The sequence below is a fragment of the Arenibacter algicola genome, assembly GCF_018860365.1.
GTDB lineage: Bacteria > Bacteroidota > Bacteroidia > Flavobacteriales > Flavobacteriaceae > Arenibacter > Arenibacter algicola_B.
Map to the genome: position 1 here is coordinate 19,536 of NZ_JAHKPO010000023.1, position 22,952 is coordinate 42,487.

The 22,952-nt window shown below is 38.5% G+C and carries 14 protein-coding genes; 5 read left to right on the plus strand and 9 right to left on the minus strand.

Annotated elements, in window-relative coordinates; genetic code table 11:
* Positions 1-363 precede the first annotated feature (363 nt).
* The 3 genes from KO529_RS17995 to KO529_RS18005 all read right to left on the minus strand — a co-directional run bounded on the left by KO529_RS17995 (position 364) and on the right by KO529_RS18005 (position 6,454).
* Positions 364-1,917 (minus strand): RagB/SusD family nutrient uptake outer membrane protein, encoded by a 1,554-nt coding sequence (locus KO529_RS17995; protein WP_215949257.1) that lies wholly within the window; start codon positions 1,915-1,917, stop codon positions 364-366.
* Positions 1,918-1,951: 34 nt separating this feature from the next.
* Positions 1,952-5,023, minus strand: coding sequence for a SusC/RagA family TonB-linked outer membrane protein (locus tag KO529_RS18000; RefSeq protein WP_215949258.1), 3,072 nt, complete (start codon positions 5,021-5,023; stop codon positions 1,952-1,954).
* A 549-nt stretch (positions 5,024-5,572) separates the two neighbouring features.
* Positions 5,573-6,454, minus strand: a complete 882-nt coding sequence (locus tag KO529_RS18005; protein ID WP_215949259.1) for an AraC family transcriptional regulator — start codon at positions 6,452-6,454, stop codon at positions 5,573-5,575.
* Between the two features lie 278 nt (positions 6,455-6,732).
* Between KO529_RS18005 and KO529_RS18010 the strand changes: the two genes are divergently transcribed.
* The 4 genes from KO529_RS18010 (at position 6,733) to KO529_RS18025 (ending at position 10,362) form a co-directional block, all read left to right on the plus strand.
* Positions 6,733-7,560, plus strand: a complete 828-nt coding sequence (locus KO529_RS18010) for a phytanoyl-CoA dioxygenase family protein (protein WP_215949260.1) — start codon at positions 6,733-6,735, stop codon at positions 7,558-7,560.
* A complete protein-coding gene (locus tag KO529_RS18015) occupies positions 7,557-8,267 on the plus strand; it encodes a creatininase family protein (protein WP_215949261.1) in 711 nt (236 codons plus the stop codon). The genes KO529_RS18010 and KO529_RS18015 overlap by 4 nt, the downstream gene beginning before the upstream one ends.
* A 2-nt stretch (positions 8,268-8,269) precedes the next feature.
* A complete protein-coding gene (locus tag KO529_RS18020) occupies positions 8,270-9,232 on the plus strand; it encodes an aldo/keto reductase (RefSeq protein WP_215949262.1) in 963 nt (320 codons plus the stop codon).
* Positions 9,233-9,324: 92 nt separating this feature from the next.
* Positions 9,325-10,362 carry an L-rhamnose/proton symporter RhaT gene (locus KO529_RS18025; RefSeq protein ID WP_215949263.1) on the plus strand — a complete coding sequence of 346 codons (1,038 nt, stop codon included), beginning with the start codon at positions 9,325-9,327 and terminating at the stop codon, positions 10,360-10,362.
* Positions 10,363-11,098: 736 nt separating this feature from the next.
* Here the strand turns inward: KO529_RS18025 and KO529_RS18030 are convergent.
* The 6 genes from KO529_RS18030 to KO529_RS18055 form a co-directional block, all read right to left on the minus strand.
* Positions 11,099-13,303, minus strand: coding sequence for a GH92 family glycosyl hydrolase (locus tag KO529_RS18030; protein ID WP_215949264.1), 2,205 nt, complete (start codon positions 13,301-13,303; stop codon positions 11,099-11,101).
* Between the two features lie 196 nt (positions 13,304-13,499).
* Positions 13,500-14,672 carry a glycoside hydrolase family 76 protein gene (locus KO529_RS18035; RefSeq protein ID WP_215949265.1) on the minus strand — a complete coding sequence of 391 codons (1,173 nt, stop codon included), beginning with the start codon at positions 14,670-14,672 and terminating at the stop codon, positions 13,500-13,502.
* A 49-nt stretch (positions 14,673-14,721) separates the two neighbouring features.
* Positions 14,722-15,849, minus strand: coding sequence for a SusE domain-containing protein (locus KO529_RS18040; protein ID WP_215949266.1), 1,128 nt, complete (start codon positions 15,847-15,849; stop codon positions 14,722-14,724).
* A gap of 41 nt (positions 15,850-15,890) precedes the next feature.
* Positions 15,891-17,519, minus strand: a complete 1,629-nt coding sequence (locus KO529_RS18045; RefSeq protein ID WP_215949267.1) for a RagB/SusD family nutrient uptake outer membrane protein — start codon at positions 17,517-17,519, stop codon at positions 15,891-15,893.
* 10 nt (positions 17,520-17,529) lie between these two features.
* Complete coding sequence (locus KO529_RS18050; protein WP_215949268.1) at positions 17,530-20,913, minus strand: SusC/RagA family TonB-linked outer membrane protein; 3,384 nt, start codon at positions 20,911-20,913, stop codon at positions 17,530-17,532.
* 169 nt (positions 20,914-21,082) lie between these two features.
* A complete protein-coding gene (locus tag KO529_RS18055) occupies positions 21,083-22,231 on the minus strand; it encodes a FecR family protein (protein WP_215949269.1) in 1,149 nt (382 codons plus the stop codon).
* A 128-nt stretch (positions 22,232-22,359) separates the two neighbouring features.
* Here KO529_RS18055 and KO529_RS18060 point away from each other — a divergent pair, with 128 nt between their 5' ends.
* The gene (locus tag KO529_RS18060) at positions 22,360-22,941 is read left to right on the plus strand and encodes an RNA polymerase sigma factor (RefSeq protein WP_215949270.1); all 582 of its coding nucleotides are present in this window, start codon (positions 22,360-22,362) and stop codon (positions 22,939-22,941) included.
* Positions 22,942-22,952: the final 11 nt, after the last annotated feature.

Below are 22,952 nucleotides of genomic sequence, written 5' to 3' on the forward strand. Positions count from 1 at the left end.
AAAACTAACTAAACTAACTCCAATTATTTTCTATATCTTGATATTAATTAGTCTTGCATAATTAATGGCTGCAGACCAACAAGTAGTTTCCTTTTAACTTAAAATAACGCTTCAAATATCAGGTTACCACTGCGTAAATCCAAAATACTGTAATTGTCTTTTTTTGAAATATATTGTTTTATAAGAATCAATAACCTCACCATTCTCCCAAACGGTTTTACCATTTAATGTTATTTTCTGATACTTTTGTACATATTATGGCATGGCCAGTACTTACTAATTGTTGGATAATTAGATTTACATTTTAATACAAAGCGATGTGTAGCCCAAGGAATAGACAACTGATAATTATTGATGAAATATTTAATACCCTATGTTTTGCGTTAAATTATTATTTATTTGAATTTCTCTATCCGGGATGGCATAGATCAATCTATTTTCTGTAATATTGAACGAAGTAGGTAGAAGCCAACCATTTATCGCTTTCAACCTATCTCCCTCTGCTGTCATTGTTTCGATTGCTTTGCCAAATCGGATTAAATCCAACCAGCGATGGTTTTCGAACGCCAACTCATGTCTCATTTCTAGTGCCACATCTTCAATAGTAACCGCTGTTAAATCATCAAGTCCCGCCCTATCCCGAACTTCATTGATATATGGCAATGCCTCTGAAGCCCTATTTTGTTGAACTAGGCTTTCAGCCAATAACAATAGGGCTCCAGAATATCTGTATACGGGCCAATTGTCATCTGTATTCCATTCCACCGCATATGGAGGATGAAGGTATTTTTTAATGAAATAATAATTTACTTTGTCTGGCGCAGGAGTATAGCCTACTGGGCTCAAGACAGATTCTGTGGTAAAAGCCTCACCGTCTAGTGTTCCTTCTGCTACAGCGATGGATGCCGGCAATCTTAAATCTCCTGTTTCATATGAATCTACCAATTCTTGTGTAGGAACATTCCAACCGCCGCTCGTGATACCACCTCTAAGATTGGTTCCACGTAAGCCCAGAATAACCTCTGAATTAGTTGTTTTGGGGATGAATCTCCAAATAAAATCACTGTGCTGCCCTTCATTTCCAGATTTATACTGAACTTCAAATATGGACTCTTGGTTGTTTTTTTGAGCAGGATCAAAAACATCCCCATAATTGTCTAGCAATGCATAGCTCATTTTTGTAATATCACGAAGTTCGGTTTCTGCCGCTGCGTAATCCTTGGTTGGTTTTGACATATACGCATAAGCCAATAACATTTTTGCCGCTCCCTTGGTTGCTCTGCCAGATTGAGGAAATGTTGTAGGTACAGATAGTTTTGGGATCGCAGTTACTAGGTCGTTGATAATTTGACCATAAACATCTTCTACAGAATTTTTGGGAAGAAAAGCGTCTTTTTCGGTTGTTACCTCTTCTAGCTGTAAAGGAACACCTCCAAAATGTGTTACAAGGTCAAAATAATAAAATGCCCTAAGAAACAATGCTTCTCCTGTTATCGCATCCATGCTAGCCTTATCCATTTCAATTTTATTTGCTTCCAATTGACTTAAAATAGTATTGGCTTTGGCAATTCCTTGATACGCGTTGCCATATCTATTCCCTGCACTATTTGGTTGTGAACTTGTAAAGCTGTCATCCTGAAATGTCGCAATTGCTTCTACACTCGCCTCTGAGCCCCTATCTGCTGCATAACGGGTAAAAAATGTGTTGTCTGACCGCATTTCATCCATATAAATCCCCATAAAGGCAACACCCCTTAAATTGGAATAGGCGCCAATCAATGCCTGATTAAATTGATCTTCATTTTCAAAAAACGAAGCGGAACTTATTGATGTTTCCGGCGCTAGGTCCAAAAAATCATCACTACAGGCACTTAGACTTAGGAAAATTGTAAATATGTAGATAATTCTATTTTTCATTACGTAATTTTTTAAATTATTGTCTATTGTATGCTTAGAAAGTAAAATTTAAACCCAATGTATAAATCTTCGAAATAGGGTAAGAAGTAAAATCACGCCCTTGATTTAAGCCATTTAATCCAGCAATACCTACCTCTGGGTTCATTCCTGGGTATTTGGTGAAAATAAATGGATTTTGTGCACTAAAATTCACCCTAGCGCTTTTCATAAACTTATTGTCTGGCAATGGAATATTATATCCCAATGTAATGTTCTTTACAGCAAGGTAGGTGCCCTTAAAAACTTGTCTATTGGTGAAATTGCGATAATCAGCAGTTGTGCCTGCCCTTGTTCTTGGATAATATCCGCTTCCAGGGTTTTCAAGGGATCTCCAGCGATCTGCATATCCTTTACGCACGTTAAAGACCGCATCAAAATTCTCTGATGATTGATAGTGGTCATCTGCAATATCGTTCCCTACCGTACCAGCAGTAACAATACTCAAATCAAAATCTCCATAACTAAAACTGTTGGTCATACCGTAAATAAAATCTGGATTTGGATCGCCTATATATGTTCTGTCATTGGAATCGATGATACCATCAGGGACACCATCGGGACCGCTTATATCCTGGAACCTTGCCGTTCCGACCATTGAAGTTGCACCATGGGGCTGGGTATCAAACTCTTCTTGGGTCATATATACACCTGTATTGATATATCCATAAAACAGCCCTATGGGGTTACCAACAGCAGTACGGTTGTCGTCCCAATACAAATTGTATCCACCAATTGGAGCATCGTTTGTTCCAAGTTTAATTACCTTATTTCTATCGAACGATATATTAAAATTCGTATCCCATTTCAATTTCCCAACTAAATTCCTTGTAGCTGCCGAAAACTCATGACCCCAAAAATTGAATTCACCAATGTTGGAAGTTATATTATTAAATCCAGATTGAATTGGAATATCAATGCCATATAATAGTCCATCAGTTTTTTTCCAATAGTAGTCATAAGTAAAGGAAATGCGGCCACCAAAAAGGTCAAGATCCAATCCAACGTTATAACTGGTCGTGGTTTCCCAAGTTAAATTTGAATTGCCTATACCATTTAAAGACCGACCTGCAACTACTTGACCGCCCAACACATAGTTGTTGTTGTTAAGTGAAGCCAAGTAGGTATAATCTCCAATATTGTTATTTCCTACCTTCCCATAACTGGCCCTTAATTTTAAAAGTTGAATATCTTCAATACCTTTTAAAAAGTTTTCATCCGAGATTACCCAACCTGCTGAGATAGAAGGAAAGTTACCCCATTTGGTGTTAGACCCAAATCTTGATGACCCATCCCTTCTAAAAGCTAAGGAAATTAAGTACTTGCTATCATAATTATAATTAAGACGCCCCAAATAAGACAATAATGATGACTCACTTGTACCGGCATTTCCAATTCTTGTAGTGGCTACATTTATCCATTCTATATTATCATCAGGGAATTCTGAGGCATTGATGGAGCTGTTTTCAAAATAAAAATTTTGTGCTGTGTATCCGGCCAAAGCCTCAAGATTGTGCTTTTTATTTATGGTTTTTTGGTAATTCAACGTATTTTCAACCAACCAATTTTGGAAGTTATCGGTTCCATAACTTCCTATAGCTGGTTGCGGAGGGGCGCTACCTAAACCTCCACGAGCTGTTGATGGGGTAAACGACCTACTTATTCCATTTCGGGTATTGGCATTGATACTTAGTTTATATTTGAGGCCGTCTATAACCTCGTATTCACCAAACAAATTGGCCAGAACTGTAGTTTCCTTTCTAGGATTTTTCCTCTGTGTTACTACAAGATAGTAGTTTGGATTGGGAAACATCCCAGGCCTGGAAAAGGCAATTGGATAAGTACCATCTTCATTCTTATATTCAATCGTGGGATCCATATTGAAGGCATTCGCAAGTATATTCCGTCCGTTTCCAATACCTGGGATTACCTGATTTCGAATATGTGATACAGATAAGTTGACCCCAATCTTCAATTTGTCCGAAGCATCATATATATTGTTGGCTCTCGCTGTATATCGGTTCGAATACGAATTTAATATCACTCCCTCTTCATTATTATAACCGAGATTTATTACAGATTTTAAATCTTTTGCTCCAGTATACATGGTCAGGTTATAATTCTGGGTCATTGCATCTCTAAGAAGTACATCAAACCAGTCTGTACCGTCATTGGGGCCATATTGCTCGGGATTGGCATATTCTTCAGGGACACCACCCGTATACCCTTCATATAGTGCAGCATCTTCGTAATACTCCTTTTTAAACTGTGCAAATTCTCGTGCATTCATTAAATCCGGCCTCCCTTTTTCAGATACTGTCTGAACACCCACATATGAACTAAATTCAATGGATTTTTGCCCTTGCTTTGCTTGTTTTGTTGTTATCAAGATAACGCCATTAGCCGCTCTAGATCCATATAATGAAGAAGCTGAGGCGTCCTTTAATACCGAAATGGATTCTATTTCATTGGGACTTAAAGCCTCTAAGCCACTTGTTGTTGGAAATCCATCAATAACAATTAATGGTGAATTCCCAGCATTGATTGATGCAGCTCCCCTAATACGAAATGTCATAGCACCCCCTGGCTCACCGGAATTCTCATTTATTTGTACTCCAGCCAATCTTCCTTGTAGTTGTTGTGCTACACTTGGTACGGGTATCTCTGATAATTTTTCGGCATCTATTTGGGCCATAGCACCTGTTACGTCCCGTTTATTTTGTGTCCCATATCCAACTACTACCACCTCACTTAATTGGGAAACATCTTCGTTCATAGCAACATTTATTAGGAATCGTCCGCCTACAATTTCTTCCTTTCTTTCAAATCCTAAAAAAGTGAATACGAGGATAGCATTTGGTTCGGTAATAATTGAATAATTTCCATCAAAATCGGTAGTGGTCCCGTTCGAAGTTCCTTTAACAACTACCGTTACGCCGGGTAGGGGTTCTCCGTCCTCCAGAGCTGTAATGTTACCAGTAACTTTTACTTCTTCCTGTGCATAAAAAGGCAGGTACAGAAACAACATCAAAAATAAATTACAAAACTTTAAGATTTTTCTTTTTTTCATTATGTGGTTTATTGGTTAAACTAAAAATATAATTTCGATCAATCAGATGTCACCGTTTTAGGTATCAGCTGAATATTTATTACGGTAAAATTATATTGAAGTCAGGGAATTATACTTTTACAAAATCGACTATTCTTTGTACTTTTTGGCAAATATTGTCAAATACATAATTAACAATTAGATTATTTAACTAATTAATATTTTTAAAGGGGTTTTCGTTTGGATATTAAAATTGAGAACTTCCTATGTAGAATAATTCGATAATTATAAATTTTGGACATAAAAATCCTTGGAAATTACATATTACATGGATATCAAAGGTTGTTGAAACTCAAATTTAGATGTCGTTCTGAGGTAAGAATTGTGTAATTGGAAAATATAAATAGTACCCCTTATTTACTCCTTTATGATTGGGTTGGGTGCTTTGGTAAAAAACCAAATTCCAATTTTGTCCACATAGGATAAAAGCGTTATAAAATTCAAATGCGGGAACTTTTCCACTATGTTAGTTTAAATCTAGATTCTATTGGTCAACATTGAAAATTTTAACTAGCCAATATGCATTAGTCTATAATTTTTGGGTGAGATATCATATTTTTTTTTAAATAGTTTGGAAAAGTAGAAGATGTTATCGAAACCGATTTGATGACTAATTTCACTAACATTTAAATTGGTCATCACCAATAGGTATTTGGCCCTTTCCAACCTCAAGTTTATTAAGTATTGGTTGGGGGACAGCCCAGTTATTTGCTTAAACTTTTTACGGAACGACGAATATCCTAGCGGCAATTCTTCCGAAAGCACTTCCATATTAATATTATTTTCAAATGACTCCTGCATTATATATTTAGCTTTTGCAATTAACTTTTCATCGGGGTTATTGGTTTGAATATTGTATTTGGCCTTAGTATTGATCAGCCCCAGTATTTGCATGGTAATCCCTGATATTTGTTGGGGATAACCTGCAAGTGATGCCCCTACCGTTTCTATAAGTTTATTGAAAAGCGTTAGAATTTCGGTATCATATCCCAAATCTATAATAGGTTTGGAGGTATTGAAAATTCCTTCATTCATCAAATGTTGTATCTGTATGCCGTTAAAACCTACCCAAAATTCTTCCCAGCCCAATTTCGGATCAGGTTTGTATCCGTGTCTTACCCCTGGAAATAAAAAAAAACAATTCCCCGCAACGACTTTGGTAGGCTCTGTTAGCCCGGATTTATAAATTCCTTTTCCTCGGGAGATATAAACAATGTAGTAGTCATTTAGGATGCGCCCTCTGTTCCAGGTTAAATCATGACTCTTAGGGTGTTGTTCATTGGGGTATTGGTCATTAGGATTAACCTTTGAGTATCCGACAGTGGTAACATAATTCCCCCATCGGTGCTCAAAAGAGGTAATATTTAAATATTTGAAAAAGTTATTAAGCATAGCTAGCTGTATATTATAATCACTATTGGAGGAAAATGCGAATTTCGAAATGAAATATCCTCTTAGATGACAATTTATCAATTCTATCTCGTCAAAAGTAATTAATTACTTAATATTTGTCAAAAAGTACAAATAATTCTAGTATTTGTTTAAGGGTTTATAGCATACTCCATAATATTTTTGAATTCAACAGTTTCAAGGCTTTATTTAGGCTTATGACTTGATATGCTCCTATAAGGTCCTGTATGAATCCTAAAAATGTATAAAATACTTGTATAATGAATTACAAATTAACCAATGAACAGATTGCAACCTATCGTACCAACGGTTTTTTGATCGTAAATGATTTTTTAACACCTGTTGAAACGGCAAATTGGAAAGCGACCATTGATAGTGCAGTTAAGGACAGGAAAGGAAAGAAATTCCCACATTCCGAAATAAAAACCGGAGAATCTGATGGTATAAACGAAAATGCTGAATATTTCGGCAAGGTTTTCGATCAAATTATCAATCTATGGATGACAGACAAAGCGGTTAAAGACCTAATATTGGATAAAAGGATTGGGGAAATGGTAACTAAATTGGCCCAAGTGGATGGCATGCGTATATGGCATGACCAATCCTTGGTAAAACAACCATGGGGTAATCCCACCGCTTGGCATTTGGACACACCATTTTGGTCCTTTGATCACAGGGAAGCGCTGAGTATATGGGTAGCTTTGGAAGATGTAACCCTTCAGAATGGATGTATGTATTTTTTGCCAGGATCAAACCAGGAAACTGATTTTAGTGAACCGGGTATAGGGGTCAATATGGATGATGTATTTAAGACATATCCTAAATTGAGATCCTTGGAGGCCGTACCGGCAATATTAAAGGCAGGGAGTTGCACCGTTCATAATGGACTTACTATACACGGAGCGGGAGTGAATATGACCCCGTTTTCAAGAAAGGCAATGACGTGCGCATTTATGCCAGACGGCTCCTTGTTCAATGGCAAACAAAATGTGCTTCCCGATAATTATTTTGAAAGCCTTAAAATAGGGGATGTCCTAAATTCTGAAGCGCAAAATCCTTTGGTATACCATAAAAAATGGGATTTATGACTGTAGTACCCAAGTGGGGCCTATATAATGAACTACGCCCAATGCAAATTGATAATATTTTAATGGAGGCCCCGATCGCATTTTTGCCGTGGGGTGCTCTTGAATATCATGGCAACCATAACCCTATTGGATTGGACAGTATTAAATCGCAACACCTTTGTATGGACCTTGCAAAAAAAACAGGGGGCTTGGTTATGCCGGTGGTCGACTTATCAGCTAACCTTATCAAATCATTTCCAGGTGTTAGTTTTAAAAAACATTCCATAGAGTTTTCTGAAAAATTGGTACGTATGATCTGTCAGGAATATTTAGATCAACTTGCCGAACAGGATTTTAAGCTCATTGTTTTGCTATCGGGGCATGCTGGGGAGCCGCATCTCCAAATTTTAAAGACTGTAGCTCAAGAATTTAATGAAAAGCAAAGCGATAAATATTGTTGGGCCCTTGCAGAGTTTGAAATCCTACCAGATGAACTTCTTAAAGCAAATCATTCGGGTCTCGGCGAGACATCTCTACAGTTGTATTATGCCAGTGAAACGGTAGATTTGGCGGCACTGCCCAGGGAGAGGGCAATTACCTTAGAAATGGATGCAGTCTCTGGGGAAGACCCTAAACTTGCTTCCGCATTGCACGGAGAAAGAATAGCAAATGCCTTTATCAATAAGGCTAGTGCACAACTAAGATTATTAATGGTGAAATATAGTTAATTATGAAGTTTAGGACTTTGGGAAGGACGGGACTGGAGATAAGTGAAATTAGTTTGGGTACTTGGGCCTTTGGTAATAATGTATATGGCGGCGTTATCGAAACTGATGCGATAAACACCATACATGCAGGACTGGATATGGGTGTCAATCTTTTTGATACGGCACCACAGTATGGTACGCACCAGCAGGATGGCGTAGCGGAAATAGTTTTGGGAAAAGCCTTAAAAGGGAAAAGACAAAGCGTAATTGTCTCTTCAAAGTTTGGTAGAAACCCAACAATAGAAAATGGGGATCCACAATTTTATAAGTCCAGAATTATAGCTTCTGTAGATGAAAGTTTAAAACGTTTGCAAACAGATTATATAGATGTGCTCTTCTTTCATTCACCATTTTCCCCTAATGAGATACATGAAGATGTATGGGAGGGTATAGAGCAGGTAAAAAGGAAAGGTAAAGTACGTTTTATTGGTCATTCTATTTCCCAATTATCCCAAACTGAAAATTTGGCCAAACAATGGGCCCGTGAAAATAAGATTGATGTAATACAGGTTGTATTGAGTTTAATGAACAGGGAATCCGAAAAGTTGATAGCCGATTTGCAGTCATTGGAAATAGGGGTTTTTGCCAGGGAATGTCTTGCCAATGGATTTTTATCCGGTTCTTTCACCGAAACAACTAAATTTCCCAAAGGCACTTTGAATTCCAGATATACCAGAGAAGAATTGCTTTCTAGAATACATCAAGCAAAAGCATTTGGCTTTTTAAAACGGAAGGATATCAATAATCTACCCCAAGCAGCATTACGTTGGGTGCTTGACCAGAAAGGGATTTCCACAGTATTATCAGGAGCCAAGAATGTATGGGAATTGGAACAAGCGGTCTTGGCTTCAGAAGCTGATTCATTTAACTATGAAGAATTGGAAAAGGCGAAAATTGTGTTAAAGCATAATTTTGAAGCTGCTTAAATGCTTTCCTTAGAAAGATTTTGGATAAATAAATTAGATGTTTTAGTATTTTCAAGAAATACATTTGTAAACCAAAAATTAAAAATATAAGCATGGGTACGTTTTTAGGATTAATATTTCATGCCATTGGTGGGTTCGCCGCTGGTAGTTTTTATTTGCCCTTTAAACTTATTAAAAAGTGGAGCTGGGAATCCTCATGGCTTGTTTTAGGTGCAGCCGCTTGGATATTGTCCCCTCTTCTCATGGCCTACTTGACTACGCCCAGCCTTATGGAGGTATTCCATGTGGCACCGTTTAATGCTAAATTGTACACTATTTTATTTGGACTACTTTGGGGAGTGGGGGGCCTTACATTTGGTTTGTCTATGAGGTATTTGGGAATGTCCTTGGGCATGGCAGTCGCACTTGGCTTCACGGCCGTTTTCGGAACATTGATTCCACCCATTTACGATGGCCGCTTTCATGAACTTATGCAAACGAAAGGAGGAATCCTAACCTTAATTGGCATAGCAATCTGTATCCTGGGGATTGCGGTAACAGGTATGGCAGGCGTCTTTAAGGAAAATGAACTTAGTGTAGACCAAAAAAAAGAAACCATCGCAGAGTTTAACCTTAAAAAAGGGGCTATAATTGCAATTATTTCAGGGGTATTGAGTGCATGTTTTGCTTTTGGACTTCAGGCAGGAAAGCCAATTGCCGACGTGGCGTTAAATTTAGGAACCAAGGATATATATCAAAATAGTGCGTCTTTGGTCTGGATTCTCTGGGGAGGGTTCGTTACAAACTTTGTCTGGACGATTGCGCTGAGCATTAAAAACAGGTCATTTGGGGATTTTACTAACAAAAACCTTAAAAATAAGACTAGAAATTACCTATTGGCAATTACAGGAGGAATAACCTGGTATTTTCAGTTTTTCTTTTATGGAATGGGAACAACCTTTCTCAGCAAGGAATTTGAATTTGCAAGCTGGACCATTCACATAGCCTTTATTCTGCTATTTAGTACCTTATGGGGGCTTTCTTTTGGAGAGTGGAAAGGTGTTTCTACTAGAACAATTGGCACCCTATGGGTCGGTTTATTGATAATTGTATTATCTACTGTCTTTATAGGAATAGGAAGTAAGATTTGAAAACTAGGCACAATTTTTAAAAGCTAAGGTATAATTCAATGACTTTTATCGAGGTACAAATCGATGACATAATTATTATCTCATTCCTGTAATGGCTGTTATAGATATGTGATTAAATAAATGAGCACTTCGGTAAGAGGTATGATGATATTAGAATTCTAATTAACACTTGTATTCTTAAAGCTAGCTTAAATTAAATCTTGGAAAAGTTACATTATCGAAATTATTACATTGAAATCGGAATGGACTATGGAACTATAAATTAATTGGTAAAGATCTGTATTTCCTCTTTTAATGATATTTTATTGGGAGATAGATACCCTATTCCCTATAGCATGAAATGTATAATTAATACACCCGTATTTTATCAGCATTTTTATAAATGTAGGAGGCTAAGACGCCTTTAACCAAAAAGGAAGACTCCTGGGACCCTAATCTATTTTGGCTTTGCGCTTATCCTCCCGTATCCTATAAAAACTTATCTAAATCTATGCGTAAAATATGGTGTTTAGATTTGGGAATGGTTAAAAATGTAATCATTAGTAATTACATTTGTTCAGCATATCCTATTATGTATATATGATAATGAATCTTGGCCTGACCAAATTTTAAACTGCATTTATTTGTATACTTCAGCAAAACATATATTTGCGGATTTTCATTTTTAATTTAGACTAGTAGGATTGTTTTGAAAATAAATCAAATCACCCAATAGCAATGTCTTTAAGCTTAAAGATTATCTTTTGGTCTCAATGTCAACGTTCCCCCCTTGTTTGAAGATATCATGTGATAGAAAATAGTTGTTCAACTTTTCCCCATTTATCCTTATGGAATTCAATTGTCTCGAATTCCCATCATTTTTTATTAAAACTTTATTGCCTTTATTTAATTCCCATTTAATTTCGTCAAAAACAGGTATTGTCACCAAAAAGTCTGTATCAGCCGGCGAAAGGGGGTAAAGGCCAGAAGCAACAAATACGTACCATGCTGACATTTCTCCGGCATCGTCCATTCCCGAAAGTGCAATTCCTTCCTCGCCAACGCCATAATAATTCTTTAGAATGATGTCCAATATTTTCTGCGATTTTTCAGGTTTGTCTATAAAATAATAAGAAAACGGAGCTTCATGGTCGGGTTGGTTGCCCTGGCAATATTGGCCTATAAAGCTGGAAACATTTCTGGCAATATAATTTGGATTCCAAGGAAGGGTAAAAAGGGAATCCAGTTTTTCCTCGAACTTATCCTTACCTCCATACAGGTCTATAAGTCCCGCCATATCATGGGGCGCAAAAAAGGAAACCTGCCACGCGTTGGCTTCTCTGTACATGTATTCATAATAGGGATATTGCGGATTAAAAGGCTTTATCCAATCCCCATTCTCTAGCCTGCCACGCATAAAATGTGTTTTAGTGTCAAATACGTTTTTATAGTTTTTTGCTCTTTTTGATAAGTCTTTAAAACGTTCTTCGTCTTTTAGTTCCCTAGCTAATAAAGATAGGGCATAATCGTCATAGGCATATTCCAAGGTCTTGGAAACACCTGCCCTTCCCTTTGTTTCTACATGGGGATTTTGAATGTCAGGATCGGAAATATATCCTTTTTTGAGATATTCTGATAGGTAGGTCCTCCCGGCTTGGTTCTTTTCATCTTCCTTGTAAGCATTGTTGAGCAACAATTGATAGGCTTTTTCGATATCGAAATTTTGAATCCCCCTGAAATAAGATCCTACAATAAATGGGTTTGCATGATCGCCGTGAAAAAAGGTTGGAACAAAACCTGTTAGGTCCCCTATATCCATTAAGGATTTAATTACGTCCGTGGTAACTTCGGGACTTAGCATTCCCAGCAGAACCAATTTATTGCGATAGGTATCCCATAATGAAGGAATGGTATAATAGTTAAAATTTTCCTGACGGATAGCTCCTTTGGCATCCGCAAATTCTCCGTTGGTATCACTGCGCAGTGCAGGCCATAAAAAGGAGCGGTAAAGCGAAGAATAAAAGAGTTCCTTTTCTTTTTGTGTTCCACCCTTCACTTGAATTTGAGATAGGAACTTATTCCAGGTTTCCCGGCCTTCTTCAAGGATATCCCCAAAAGATTTTTCGCCGACCTCCTTTTGTAAATTCTCCCTAGCATTGTCTATACTCACATAGGAGAGTCCTATTTTTAAAATTATTGGGCCATAGCCATCGGCTAGGGTTGCAATAGCATATCCCTCAGGTTGTTTTTCGTTATTAATTTCCAGAGAAGTAATGTCCTGGTTCAGCCTTGCGAAAAAATAAACCTTATCGCGTCCCATATCTTGTACACCAGCTAGTATGTTGTTCGCTATTCTTTCAATTTTCCACGATGCAACCTTATTGTTCGCCCTTCCCAAATCCAAGAGGATTTTTCTTTGTACGTTATCTTGAAACTGGTACTCATGAATGGCTGCACGTAATGTAGTGGTTAGTTTTACCTGAATATCATAGTCGGTTAAAAAAACCTCGTAATAAGCAGGTGATGCTTTTTCGTTCCTATGGTCAAAGGAAGATTTAAATGGCGGCAGCGCATTTTGGTTCAGGGGTAAAATGGGAATATTGCACAGGTTCCAATGCCCCTTATTGGTATGCGTAAACCCCAATATTTCTGTGTCTTCATACTCATACCCGGCGCCGGAACCGTATTCGGTAATTGGACTTGCCTGTACCATAGCATTGGGCAAGGAGGATCCAGGAAAGGTTAATCCAGCCCAAACACGCCAATCTTTAGGGGGGGTATATCCTATGAAATTGGGATCTGTAAGCGGGGCGGTGCCCAAAAAAGGATTTACATAATCTACCGGATTATTGACAAAAGATTCGTTTTTATCAGTGTTTTCGATTTTATTGTAATCATTACAGGATACCAAAAATGGTATTGCGAGCAGGGCCAAAATTAGATGTTGTAATTTATTTTTCATTAGTATTGAATTTCATTAAAATGGCTACCTCGAAGAATTTAACGGTGTATTTTGTGTCTTTCGTTTATATTTTACCGGGGGGGTCCCTTTAAATTATAAAACCCTAGGTGCCATTATTCATATTTGGAGGATCATTAAATTTAAGAAAGCCCTAGGAAGGGGGCTTTCCTAAAAAACTAACTAACTCAACCAATATTTATTCGAATATTTTATTGCTTTTTAATATTGCTGCGGCTTCTATAAGCATGGCACCACTTAATTGCGTGGTTAAATCAACATTGCCATCTGGCATTTTACCCCAGTTGGGACCCGTGAGCATTTGCGGCCTTTTAATACCTTTACTGTACAAGGTTGCAGCATTGTATCTTAAGAAATCTACAAAGGTCTTGCGGTCAGCGGAATTAAGGTCTGATAATTGGATTAATTCGGTAAAATAGCGTACCAATATTCCTTTAAATAATCCCCCGTCTCCCTGGCCTTCGTCCCGCATAAGGCCTTCGGTTGTTAGTTTCGGGCTTTTTATCATGGACCTTGCGGACTTAAGGGCATCATCCAAATATACTTGATCTCCTGTAGCTTGGAACAATCGTATGCCCGAACCGATCCAAGTGCCTATATTGTAGGTAAATATCCATTCCTTATTAATGGTTACCTCGCCATTTTCTTCTGATATATTATCCCAAACCAGGCCACTTACTGGGTCTACTAGGGTGTTTTTTTGCCATTGGTAAAGTTGTTTGGCCCAATCCAGATAGTCAGAATCTCCATCTAAGGCGTATAAACGCATCGCCAATATTATGGCCGGTCCGTTTGATACGGCATTTTTTTGTTTGGGAGTATCCTTTTTCCAAGTAATACCACCACCAAAGACATCGCTATGACTTGCAATAACGTCTTTCCATAAAAATTCTGCTACCTCCTTGTACTCTTGGTCATTGGTGGCCTCGAAAGCGCGAACGGTAGCATTGCCTAACCATAGCATATCGTCATTGAACACGTTAGAGTAGGTTCCTCCATTTTTGTTTTTGATTCCTCGTACCAATGCCTTCATTTTGGAGATGTAGGAATCTGTACCAGTTCTGCTGTATCCATCCACCAAATAGTGCAACGCATGGGCGTTGGGCCAGTAATGAAAATTGGAGCTTCCAGTGTTATTTTCATTAAAGGTGCCCTCCGAACCCAAATAAGTACTATAAACCTTATTCTGAATGGAATCTGCGGTTTCTTCCCAAGTAAATGTAAATTTTTCGCCCTCCCCAGCAATTGGCTCCCGAAGTGGAACAGCTTCATCATTGGTACAGGCTCCCGCCAACACGAGTATTGTAAAACAGCTCCCGATAAATGGAAGCATATTAATATGTTTCTTCATTTTGTTCTGATTTAAGCCCTTGGGGAGTCCCAAGGGCATTTGTATATCTTTATAATACAGTTACCTTATGTGTGTACTCTGGTACCGCGGCATTGAATATGATATCTATATCCGCGTTTTGATTGTCCACACCTCCATTAAACTTGAAGGAGTTGGACCAGTAGTCATCGGTAACGGGGACCATATACCAATAGGCTTCTGCAGTATTGTCATTGGGTCTTTGGTTGTCACCGTTGATGCTTCCGTACCATTCGTCCGTTTCACCAGTGCTATTGCGGACGGTAAACTTGAATTTATACCTCTCGTCCCTTCCCCAAGATTCCTCTTTAAATTCAATAAGTTTATTTGCAGCTCGCCAGGTACCGTTACCTATATATGGCAAATTGAATAGGTAAGATCCTAATGGGGGAAACCAAAGTTCTATTTTTACTATTTCTGAGGTAGTGGTGGAACCATCGCTAAAATCAATTCTAATACGGTATACTTTTTCATCATCGGTGTAGGTGGTAGACCCTCCCGATTCCAAATTGGAACTGTTAATAAAGAAAGTTTCCCCATTTCCTGTTTTACTGGATATAAACTGATATTCTCCTGGTTTTAGGGATGTATAAAGTTCATAGGTGGTGGGCCCAGTCTTCTTTAATGGAATGGCATTGGACAAGTCATTACCGCCTTCTGTAGCCGTTCCTGTTAGGAAAAGTTCATCAGGAGTCGGAAATCCTCCTGGTCGTTCCACTACTAAGGTATTGATAACAGATGATTTTTTAATATCAAGGCCTTTGGAGGACCAAACTGTCCATTGAAGTTTCCCTGAACTTTTGGATGGGATACCGGCCATTTCGGCTATTTTGTTCAGGGCTGTAAAGGACATGGTCAATGTTCTTTGAAATCCCTTGCCATCTGAAGGCAATACATAAATAGGCTTAGAAAAATCTCCCCCTTCTACATCAAAGGCTACATCGTAGAGCACTACTCCATTGTCCTCCGCTTTTGCCGACTGCCACTCAAAAAGGGCGGAACTTTGGGCTCCAAGATTAAGAAATTTGTTGTTTTCCGGAGCGTAGAGAGCCTCAACTTGGGAGATGTTGGTGTTTTTTATTGTATCATCATCCTTGTCACAACCCACAAGAAATAATAAGATGAACATTGCCAATAGTTTAGTATATATTGTTTTCATAATTATGATATTTTTTTGATTCGATTTTTTTCTATTTAGGATTACCATCCTGGATTTTGGGAAAGGTTGGAGTTAATGAGACGCTCGTCCCTAGGTATAGGCCACAAGTAATGTTTGTTCGGATCAAATGTTCTAAAGTTGGCCCTGATATATCCCCCATCGGGAGAGGCTGGTGCAAATTTTGCCCCATGTGCCCATCCGTTAAGTACATCTTCCGCTATGTGCCATCGGCGGATATCAAAAATCCGAAGGCCTTCCATAGCCAACTCTACCCGACGTTCATTTCGTATGATCTGTCTTAAGCTTACTTGGTTCAAAGAACCATTAAAATTAAGCGCAGGGGCATCTGTAAATCCAGCTCGTTGCCTTAAGGCTTTTATGGTCTTATCCCAAATAGTGGCATCCATTTCACCAAGTTCGTTTTTTGCCTCTGCATACATCAAGAGAATATCGGCATAACGAAAAAGTATTAAGTTAAGTCCCGAAGCCAAGGCGGTCCTATGTGTAGGGTCAAAATATTTACGAGTGTAATACCCAGTAGGGGTAGAGGAAGATCCTGGGGCATACTCGTCCACGGGATTGTCTGGCGAAGATCCGGGTTCAATATATATGGTACGTGAACTCCCTCCAGCTTCCTTCCAATCATATCCATGGTACACAATAGTGCTTGTTAATCTTGGGTCCCTATTGAAATATGGCTCAACTTCATTATAGGTAGAACCAGTTTCGTTGATTGCTTTTCCATTCAACATTATATAGCTGTCTACCAGTTCCTGGGTAGGTGCCAAGGCGTTCAATCTTGCGCCCGCAGATAAAGGGGCCATATCAAAAAAGTCGCCCCACATTCTAAATTCGGGGACATATTGTAGACTTAGGATATCTTCTGAATTGTATTCGTTCTCGGGAAGGAACAGTCCTTCATAAGAAGGGTAAAGGGCATATGCTCCATTGGCATCGGTATTTATTAAACTTTCGCAGGCAGATACAACCTCTTGCCAGTGGCCTTCGAATAAATGGGCTCTTGCCTTTAATGCGATGGCTGCACCATTGGTTATTTTTCCTCTCTCTTGCACGCTATACTCCGCTTTGGTGGGAAGGATGGCCACTATTTCTTCCAGTTCGTCCAACACAAACTTCAGCACTTCTGCACGGGGAGTTCGCCTCAAGGTCTGTGCTTCTTCAAGGGATAGGTCTACCGATACCAAGGGAATATCTCCGAACCATGTCATTAATTGAAAATGCTGAAAGGCCCTTATAAATCGGGCTTCCGCTTTCATCCTATTTCGTTTGGCATCATCCATATCTTCTACACGATCAATGTTTTCGAGTAGGAGATTACAAGACTTGATGCCGGCATATCTATCGTCCCATTCTTCTTGCAGCCTGGTTAATGAAGGGTCATAAATACCTGCTGCCAAGGAAGCGGCCCCAGCGGTATCCCCACGTCCGTTATAGGCGTTGTCTGAAATGCCCTCGTTATAAAAGAAATAAGTGCTATTATGCATTTGAGAGTATGCCGTATTCAAAACGGTCTGCGCTTTACTGGAACTGGTCCAGTAGTTGAGGTCGGTAAATTGGTTTTCAGGGGCCAATTCCAATTCTTCGCAACTTACGAGCAATATGATAAGGCCAAAAAACCTGCTGAATATATGTATATATTTATTTCTCATTTCTATAAAATTAAAAAGTGATGTCTATACCTAGTCCGTAGTAGGCTAGGGTAGGATAGGCCCTTCCACTATTGGCTCCGGATGGCCCCAGGTTGCTATTGAACTCCGAAAGTTCGGGATCTACGAATTTGATATTGGAAAGCGTTAGTAAATTTTGCCCGGACACATAAAATCGATATCCCTTCATCCCTAAATTCTCCGCAACCTTTTGAGGCAAGGAGTATCCGATCTGAACGTTTTTTAACCTTAGGTAGGCCCCGTCGTACAGATACATATCTGATCCCCTTCTAAAATTATTGGTATTGGATTGGGATCCTGCATTCGCCAAACGCGGATATTTTGCATCGGTATTTTGTGGAGTCCAATAATCCAATTGGTGGACGTACATTGTTGCCCCGTAATTAAAGTGGAAGGGTTCTACCAATTCTCCACGTACCATCATGGTCCTTTTTCCCACTCCTTGGAGGAATAGACTAAAATCTATATTGTTTACGCTTAAATTGTAGGTTAACCCATAGGTGTAACGGGGAAAAGGATTACCAAATATGAACTTGTCGTCATCGTTAATTACGCCATCCTGGTTGAGGTCTACATAACGATTGTCTCCTGGCACAACCGAAAGCCCTTCAGGAACGGCGGCGCCTTCAATCTCTTCCATGCTTTGAAAAATACCATCTCTTTTTAATCCTACGTACGAGTTGTAAGGTTGTCCTTCGCGCAATAGCAGTTGCAGCTCTTCCACGCCATTAAGCCTTTCTTCCCCCTGAAAATCCAGTACCTTGTTTTGGGTATCGCCTAGGGAGACATTTATGCGGTGTTTAAATTGTTCACCATAATGTTTGTAGGTGGCACTTATTTCCCATCCTCGGTTGCCCACTTTTCCGGCATTAAAATCGGGCAGATTGGTGCCATATACACCTGGTACGGCAGGGGGAACCAAAATATCGGAAGTAACCTTGTCAAAATAATCCAAGGAGAGGGTCAATTTATTTTCGAATAAATCCATATCGGCGCCTATGTTTAAAGTAGCGGCCCTTTCCCATTGTATATCGGGATTAGCAAAATTGTATCCAGTACCACTAACTCCAGAATTGTTAAATCCGTAGGCGTTCTGAAAAGTAAAATAGGTAGTCTGATATTGATAATTACCTACGTTTTGGTTTCCAAGAATTCCGTAGGAGGCCCTTAGTTTTAGGCTCCCCATGTTCTCTTTGAAATTCTGCATGAATTGTTCGTCAGAAACCCTATACCCTAGGGAAACGGAAGGAAAGAACCCCCATCGCAGGCCTTTTTTAAATTTCGACGAGCCGTCATACCTAAGGCTGGCCTCTAAAAAGTACTTTTCGTCAAAATTGTAGGAAGCCCTTCCAAAGACGGAGTTTAAACTATTTTTAGAAGAACTTTGGTTGGAGTTATAGGAATTGTCATCGATCTCTGTATCCGTAATAGGCGTTCCCAAATCCGGGTCGGTAAAACGTTTAAACAGGCCAATTCCCCTATCCTGATGGTTCTCGTTGGAAACACCGGCCAAGAAATCCAGATAATGTCGATCGTTAACGGTCTTGGAATATTCCAGCATTAACTGAGTATTTAGGTCCAAACTTTTTCTTTGTTCATCGTTGGTATTTCTATTGGCCCCATAGACTCCTTTTGGGGAAAAATCTACGCGTTTTGTTCTGGCAAAGAGTGTATTGGAATTCAAACGCCCCCCGAATACTCCCCTGACGATAAAATCGTCTGTTAGTTTGTACTCGGCGGAAAGGTTGCCAAAGACATCGTCGTTGTCATATTTTCTAAATCCGCCGGCGTCTAAGATCCCTAGAGAATTAAACTCTTGAAGCACGTCATTGGTCAAATACTGGCCATTCTCGTCCACTTGTTTGTAGTATAAAGGAACTCGAAAGGCATCCACCATTAAGGTGCTGGTGCTCGATGAATGATCACTGATCTTTTGTTTGGAGTAGGCTAGGTTCGAAATAAATTTGAACCGCCCGTATTCGTTGGTAAGGTTAATCCTGTAGTTGTACCGTTCCATACCCTTTGGCGGCCCTACGAAATTACTTGATTGGTTTACATATCCGATCGAAACCATATAGGTAGAGTTTTCATTTCCACCGGAGACTGAAAGATTGTGGTTTTGTTGGAGGGCGTCTTTAACTATTTCTTCGGCAAACCATTCTTCGTCTCCATTTTTTCTGAATTGTTGAATTTGTTCCGAGGTAAATATGGCCGAGGTAGCATCCGAATTGAACGCCGCCTCATTTCTTAGAATTGCATTTTCATACCCTGCTACGGGTTGGGTGAAGAAATTTGGGGAGTTGTATCCTACCAAGCCGTTGTATTGCAGGGTTATGGCACTATTTTTTCTCCCTTTTTTTGTTGTAATCAATATTACGCCGTTACTGGCTCTGGATCCATAGATGGCGGCACTTCCTGCATCTTTCAATACGGACACGCTTTCGATATCGGTAGGGTTCAAAGTGTTTATATCACCCCCTACAATACCGTCTATAACAATTAATGGGCTGTTGTTTCCCAGGGTGCTTATACCACGTATGTTCATGTTCAAGGCAGCACCAGGTTCAGAGTTGCGCTGTTGTATAGTTAAACTAGGTGATTGCCCTTGAAGAGCTTGGGTGGTATTTACCGAAGAACGGCCCTCAAAGGCATTTTCTCCTATTTGATCTACGGCACTTACCACGCGCGATTTTCTCTGGGTGCCATAACCAACGACCACGACTTCGTCCAAATCTGCAGTATTTTCTTGAAGTACAATATTTATAATTGTTTGGCCCTTAACTTCAACTTCTTTAGGCGAAAAACCTATGTAGGAGATTACCAAAGTGGCGTTTCCATCTCTAAGGTCGATGGTAAAATTCCCATCAAAATCTGCCGTTACTCCATTAGTTGTTCCTTTTTCAACAATATTGGCCCCTGGTAAGGGTTGATTGTTTGCATCCTTTATGGAACCGGTAACTTGAATAACCTGTTTCTTGGTGTTATCGGTTGTTTTGGAATTTACTCCTATAGCGTTCTCTTCATTCAAAAAGACTTCGGTATCAATTACCTGAAATGATGTTTTAGGTTTTGCACCATTGAACATTTGATCAAGTACCTCGTAAATGGAAGCATCTTTTATTTTTAAGGATACTCTACGTTGTAAATCAACAAATTTTGTATTATAAACAAATGTATAATTTGAAGTTAGCTCAATTTTATTGATTACATTATCTATGGTCATGTTCTCGACCTCCAAAGAGAGTGATTGGGAATATCCCGAATTTGCAAACATGCCTATAAAGGATACAAATGTTAGGAGGAAAGTTAATTTCATTTTTAAATCAATTTTGACAAAAGGCAGGTAACTACCTTTCCCATCATGAAGTTTTTTCATATTTTTAATGTGTTAAAATAGTGAATGACTAATCTAGTTGGTTGATCACTTATAACTTCCGGGAGATGTTGGAGCATCTTCCGGTTTTTTATTCTTAAAAGAACAATTGAGTGATATTCTCTTCGCAAAATTTTAAATTGATTTTATTGCATATAGGTCGTTTTAAAGGTTAATTAATGTATACTGTACCATCCTTTATGGTATAGTCTATACCAAAGCTGTTCTTGAAGGATTTTAAAATACTTTGAATGGTTGCTCCATTTTTAAAAGTGGCGTTAAATACTTCGTCGTTAAGTTGATAATTTTTAATTATTATAGTTATATTAAAGTTTCGCTCTAGTTTCCGGGTAATATTTTTGAATGGCATATTTCTGAATACCAAATCACCATCCATCCACATGGTATATATAGAAGTATCCACTAATTTGGACGTTAAGGTTTCCAAATTTCTATTAAGCGAACCTTTTGTGCCTGGTTTTATCAACAAACCTTCCTTTAAAGATTTATTATTCATATACATGCCCACTGACCCTTCGACCAAAACAACATCCGTAGTCAAATCTTCAGGATAGGCAGATACATTGAACTCGGTCCCCAATACTTCAATATTTAAACTATCGGCATTAACAATGAATGGATGTTCCTTATCAGGATATACCTCAAAAAATGCTTCCCCACTTATAAATACTTCCCTATTATTATTCTGCAGAAATTTCACAGGATATCTTAAAGATGTCCCTGCATTTAAATGCACATTTGTCCCATCGGACAATTGAACTTTAAAATGTTTTCCATGGGGCACAGTTAAAGTATTGTATACCAACTTTTCCATTTTGGTATTAATGTCATAACGTAATTGTTTTCCATTTTGATTTCCGATTATATTGCCCTTTGCATCCACTATTTTAGAGTTTCCATCTTCATGGAGCACCTCAATATTTCCATTTTCCAGTTGCAGGGTAATGCTATTCTCCGGTAAAATCATTTCTGGGCTTTTAGTAAAATGTCCATTTAAAAAAGTATATGCCATTCCTATAACCAGAGCTACTGCTGCGGCAAATTTCATTCTATAAAAAAAAGTATATCTTCTGTTGACACTTTTTTCCTTCTTAATTAAATCAAGTAATTCTTTTTTTGAATCTTCGGAATCGAACAAATCCATAGTTAGGTCGATTAGGTAGTTAACTTTTACATATTTTTTAAACTTCGTATAATTCTTGGAGTTTTCGAGCCATAATTCCAGTTCATCCAATTCTATACCCGAAGCTTGTTTGGTCACATATAGCGTTATTAATCTCTGTATTTTATTGGAAATCATTTTTGCCCATTTATAATACTATAACACAATAAATTTTCAGAACCCTAACTTTTTGCTAACTTTTTTTTTATTTTGGCAATAATATATGGCCGATATTTCTAAATACACAAATCCATTATGTATATCCAATGACCAATACTGAACTAATACGTGGTATTAAAAGGGGAGATTCCAAAGCTTACTCCTTTTTAGTCGATAACTATCATAATATGCTCTGTTCTTATGCCTACGGGTTAATCAACGACAGGGCTTTAGCTAAAGATATTGTCCAAAACGTGTTTATCAACGTTTGGAGGATGCGGTTAAAGCTCAAAGATGACTTTGCTGTTAAAAGTTATTTGTACAGATCCGTTTATAACGAATTTGTCAATCAAAATAGAGGTATAAAATTTGTTGTTCCGCTGGATAAGAAAAATATCGATGCATTAACTGAAATTGAGGAAGAAGAAGATGAAAATTCCTTGGAAAAACTAATAGCCATGGTAAGAAGAGAAATTGAAAGTCTCCCTCCAAAATGCAGACAAGTATTTTTATTGAGCAAGCAAGATGGCCTTAATAATGTAGAAATTGCTGAATATTTAGATGTTTCCATAAAATCTGTTGAAGCACATATGACCAAGGCCTTCGCCATTCTGCGCAAAACCCTTGATGGTAAAATGAACGGAGTTTTCCTACTTCTTTTTGGAATGGATTTAAATAAGGAGGTCTAAACTTTGAAAAT

Coding starts and splice junctions, on each gene's coding strand:
- KO529_RS18050 (WP_215949268.1), bottom strand. CDS start 20,913: ATGAAAAAACTTCATGATGGGAAAGGTAGTTACCTGCCTTTTGTCAAA.
- KO529_RS18045 (WP_215949267.1), bottom strand. CDS start 17,519: ATGAGAAATAAATATATACATATATTCAGCAGGTTTTTTGGCCTTATC.
- KO529_RS18005 (WP_215949259.1), bottom strand. CDS start 6,454: ATGCTTAATAACTTTTTCAAATATTTAAATATTACCTCTTTTGAGCAC.
- KO529_RS18025 (WP_215949263.1), top strand. CDS start 9,325: ATGGGTACGTTTTTAGGATTAATATTTCATGCCATTGGTGGGTTCGCC.
- KO529_RS18000 (WP_215949258.1), bottom strand. CDS start 5,023: ATGAAAAAAAGAAAAATCTTAAAGTTTTGTAATTTATTTTTGATGTTG.
- KO529_RS18015 (WP_215949261.1), top strand. CDS start 7,557: ATGACTGTAGTACCCAAGTGGGGCCTATATAATGAACTACGCCCAATG.
- KO529_RS18055 (WP_215949269.1), bottom strand. CDS start 22,231: ATGATTTCCAATAAAATACAGAGATTAATAACGCTATATGTGACCAAA.
- KO529_RS18010 (WP_215949260.1), top strand. CDS start 6,733: ATGAATTACAAATTAACCAATGAACAGATTGCAACCTATCGTACCAAC.
- KO529_RS18060 (WP_215949270.1), top strand. CDS start 22,360: ATGACCAATACTGAACTAATACGTGGTATTAAAAGGGGAGATTCCAAA.
- KO529_RS18020 (WP_215949262.1), top strand. CDS start 8,270: ATGAAGTTTAGGACTTTGGGAAGGACGGGACTGGAGATAAGTGAAATT.
- KO529_RS18030 (WP_215949264.1), bottom strand. CDS start 13,303: ATGAAAAATAAATTACAACATCTAATTTTGGCCCTGCTCGCAATACCA.
- KO529_RS18040 (WP_215949266.1), bottom strand. CDS start 15,849: ATGAAAACAATATATACTAAACTATTGGCAATGTTCATCTTATTATTT.
- KO529_RS18035 (WP_215949265.1), bottom strand. CDS start 14,672: ATGAAGAAACATATTAATATGCTTCCATTTATCGGGAGCTGTTTTACA.
- KO529_RS17995 (WP_215949257.1), bottom strand. CDS start 1,917: ATGAAAAATAGAATTATCTACATATTTACAATTTTCCTAAGTCTAAGT.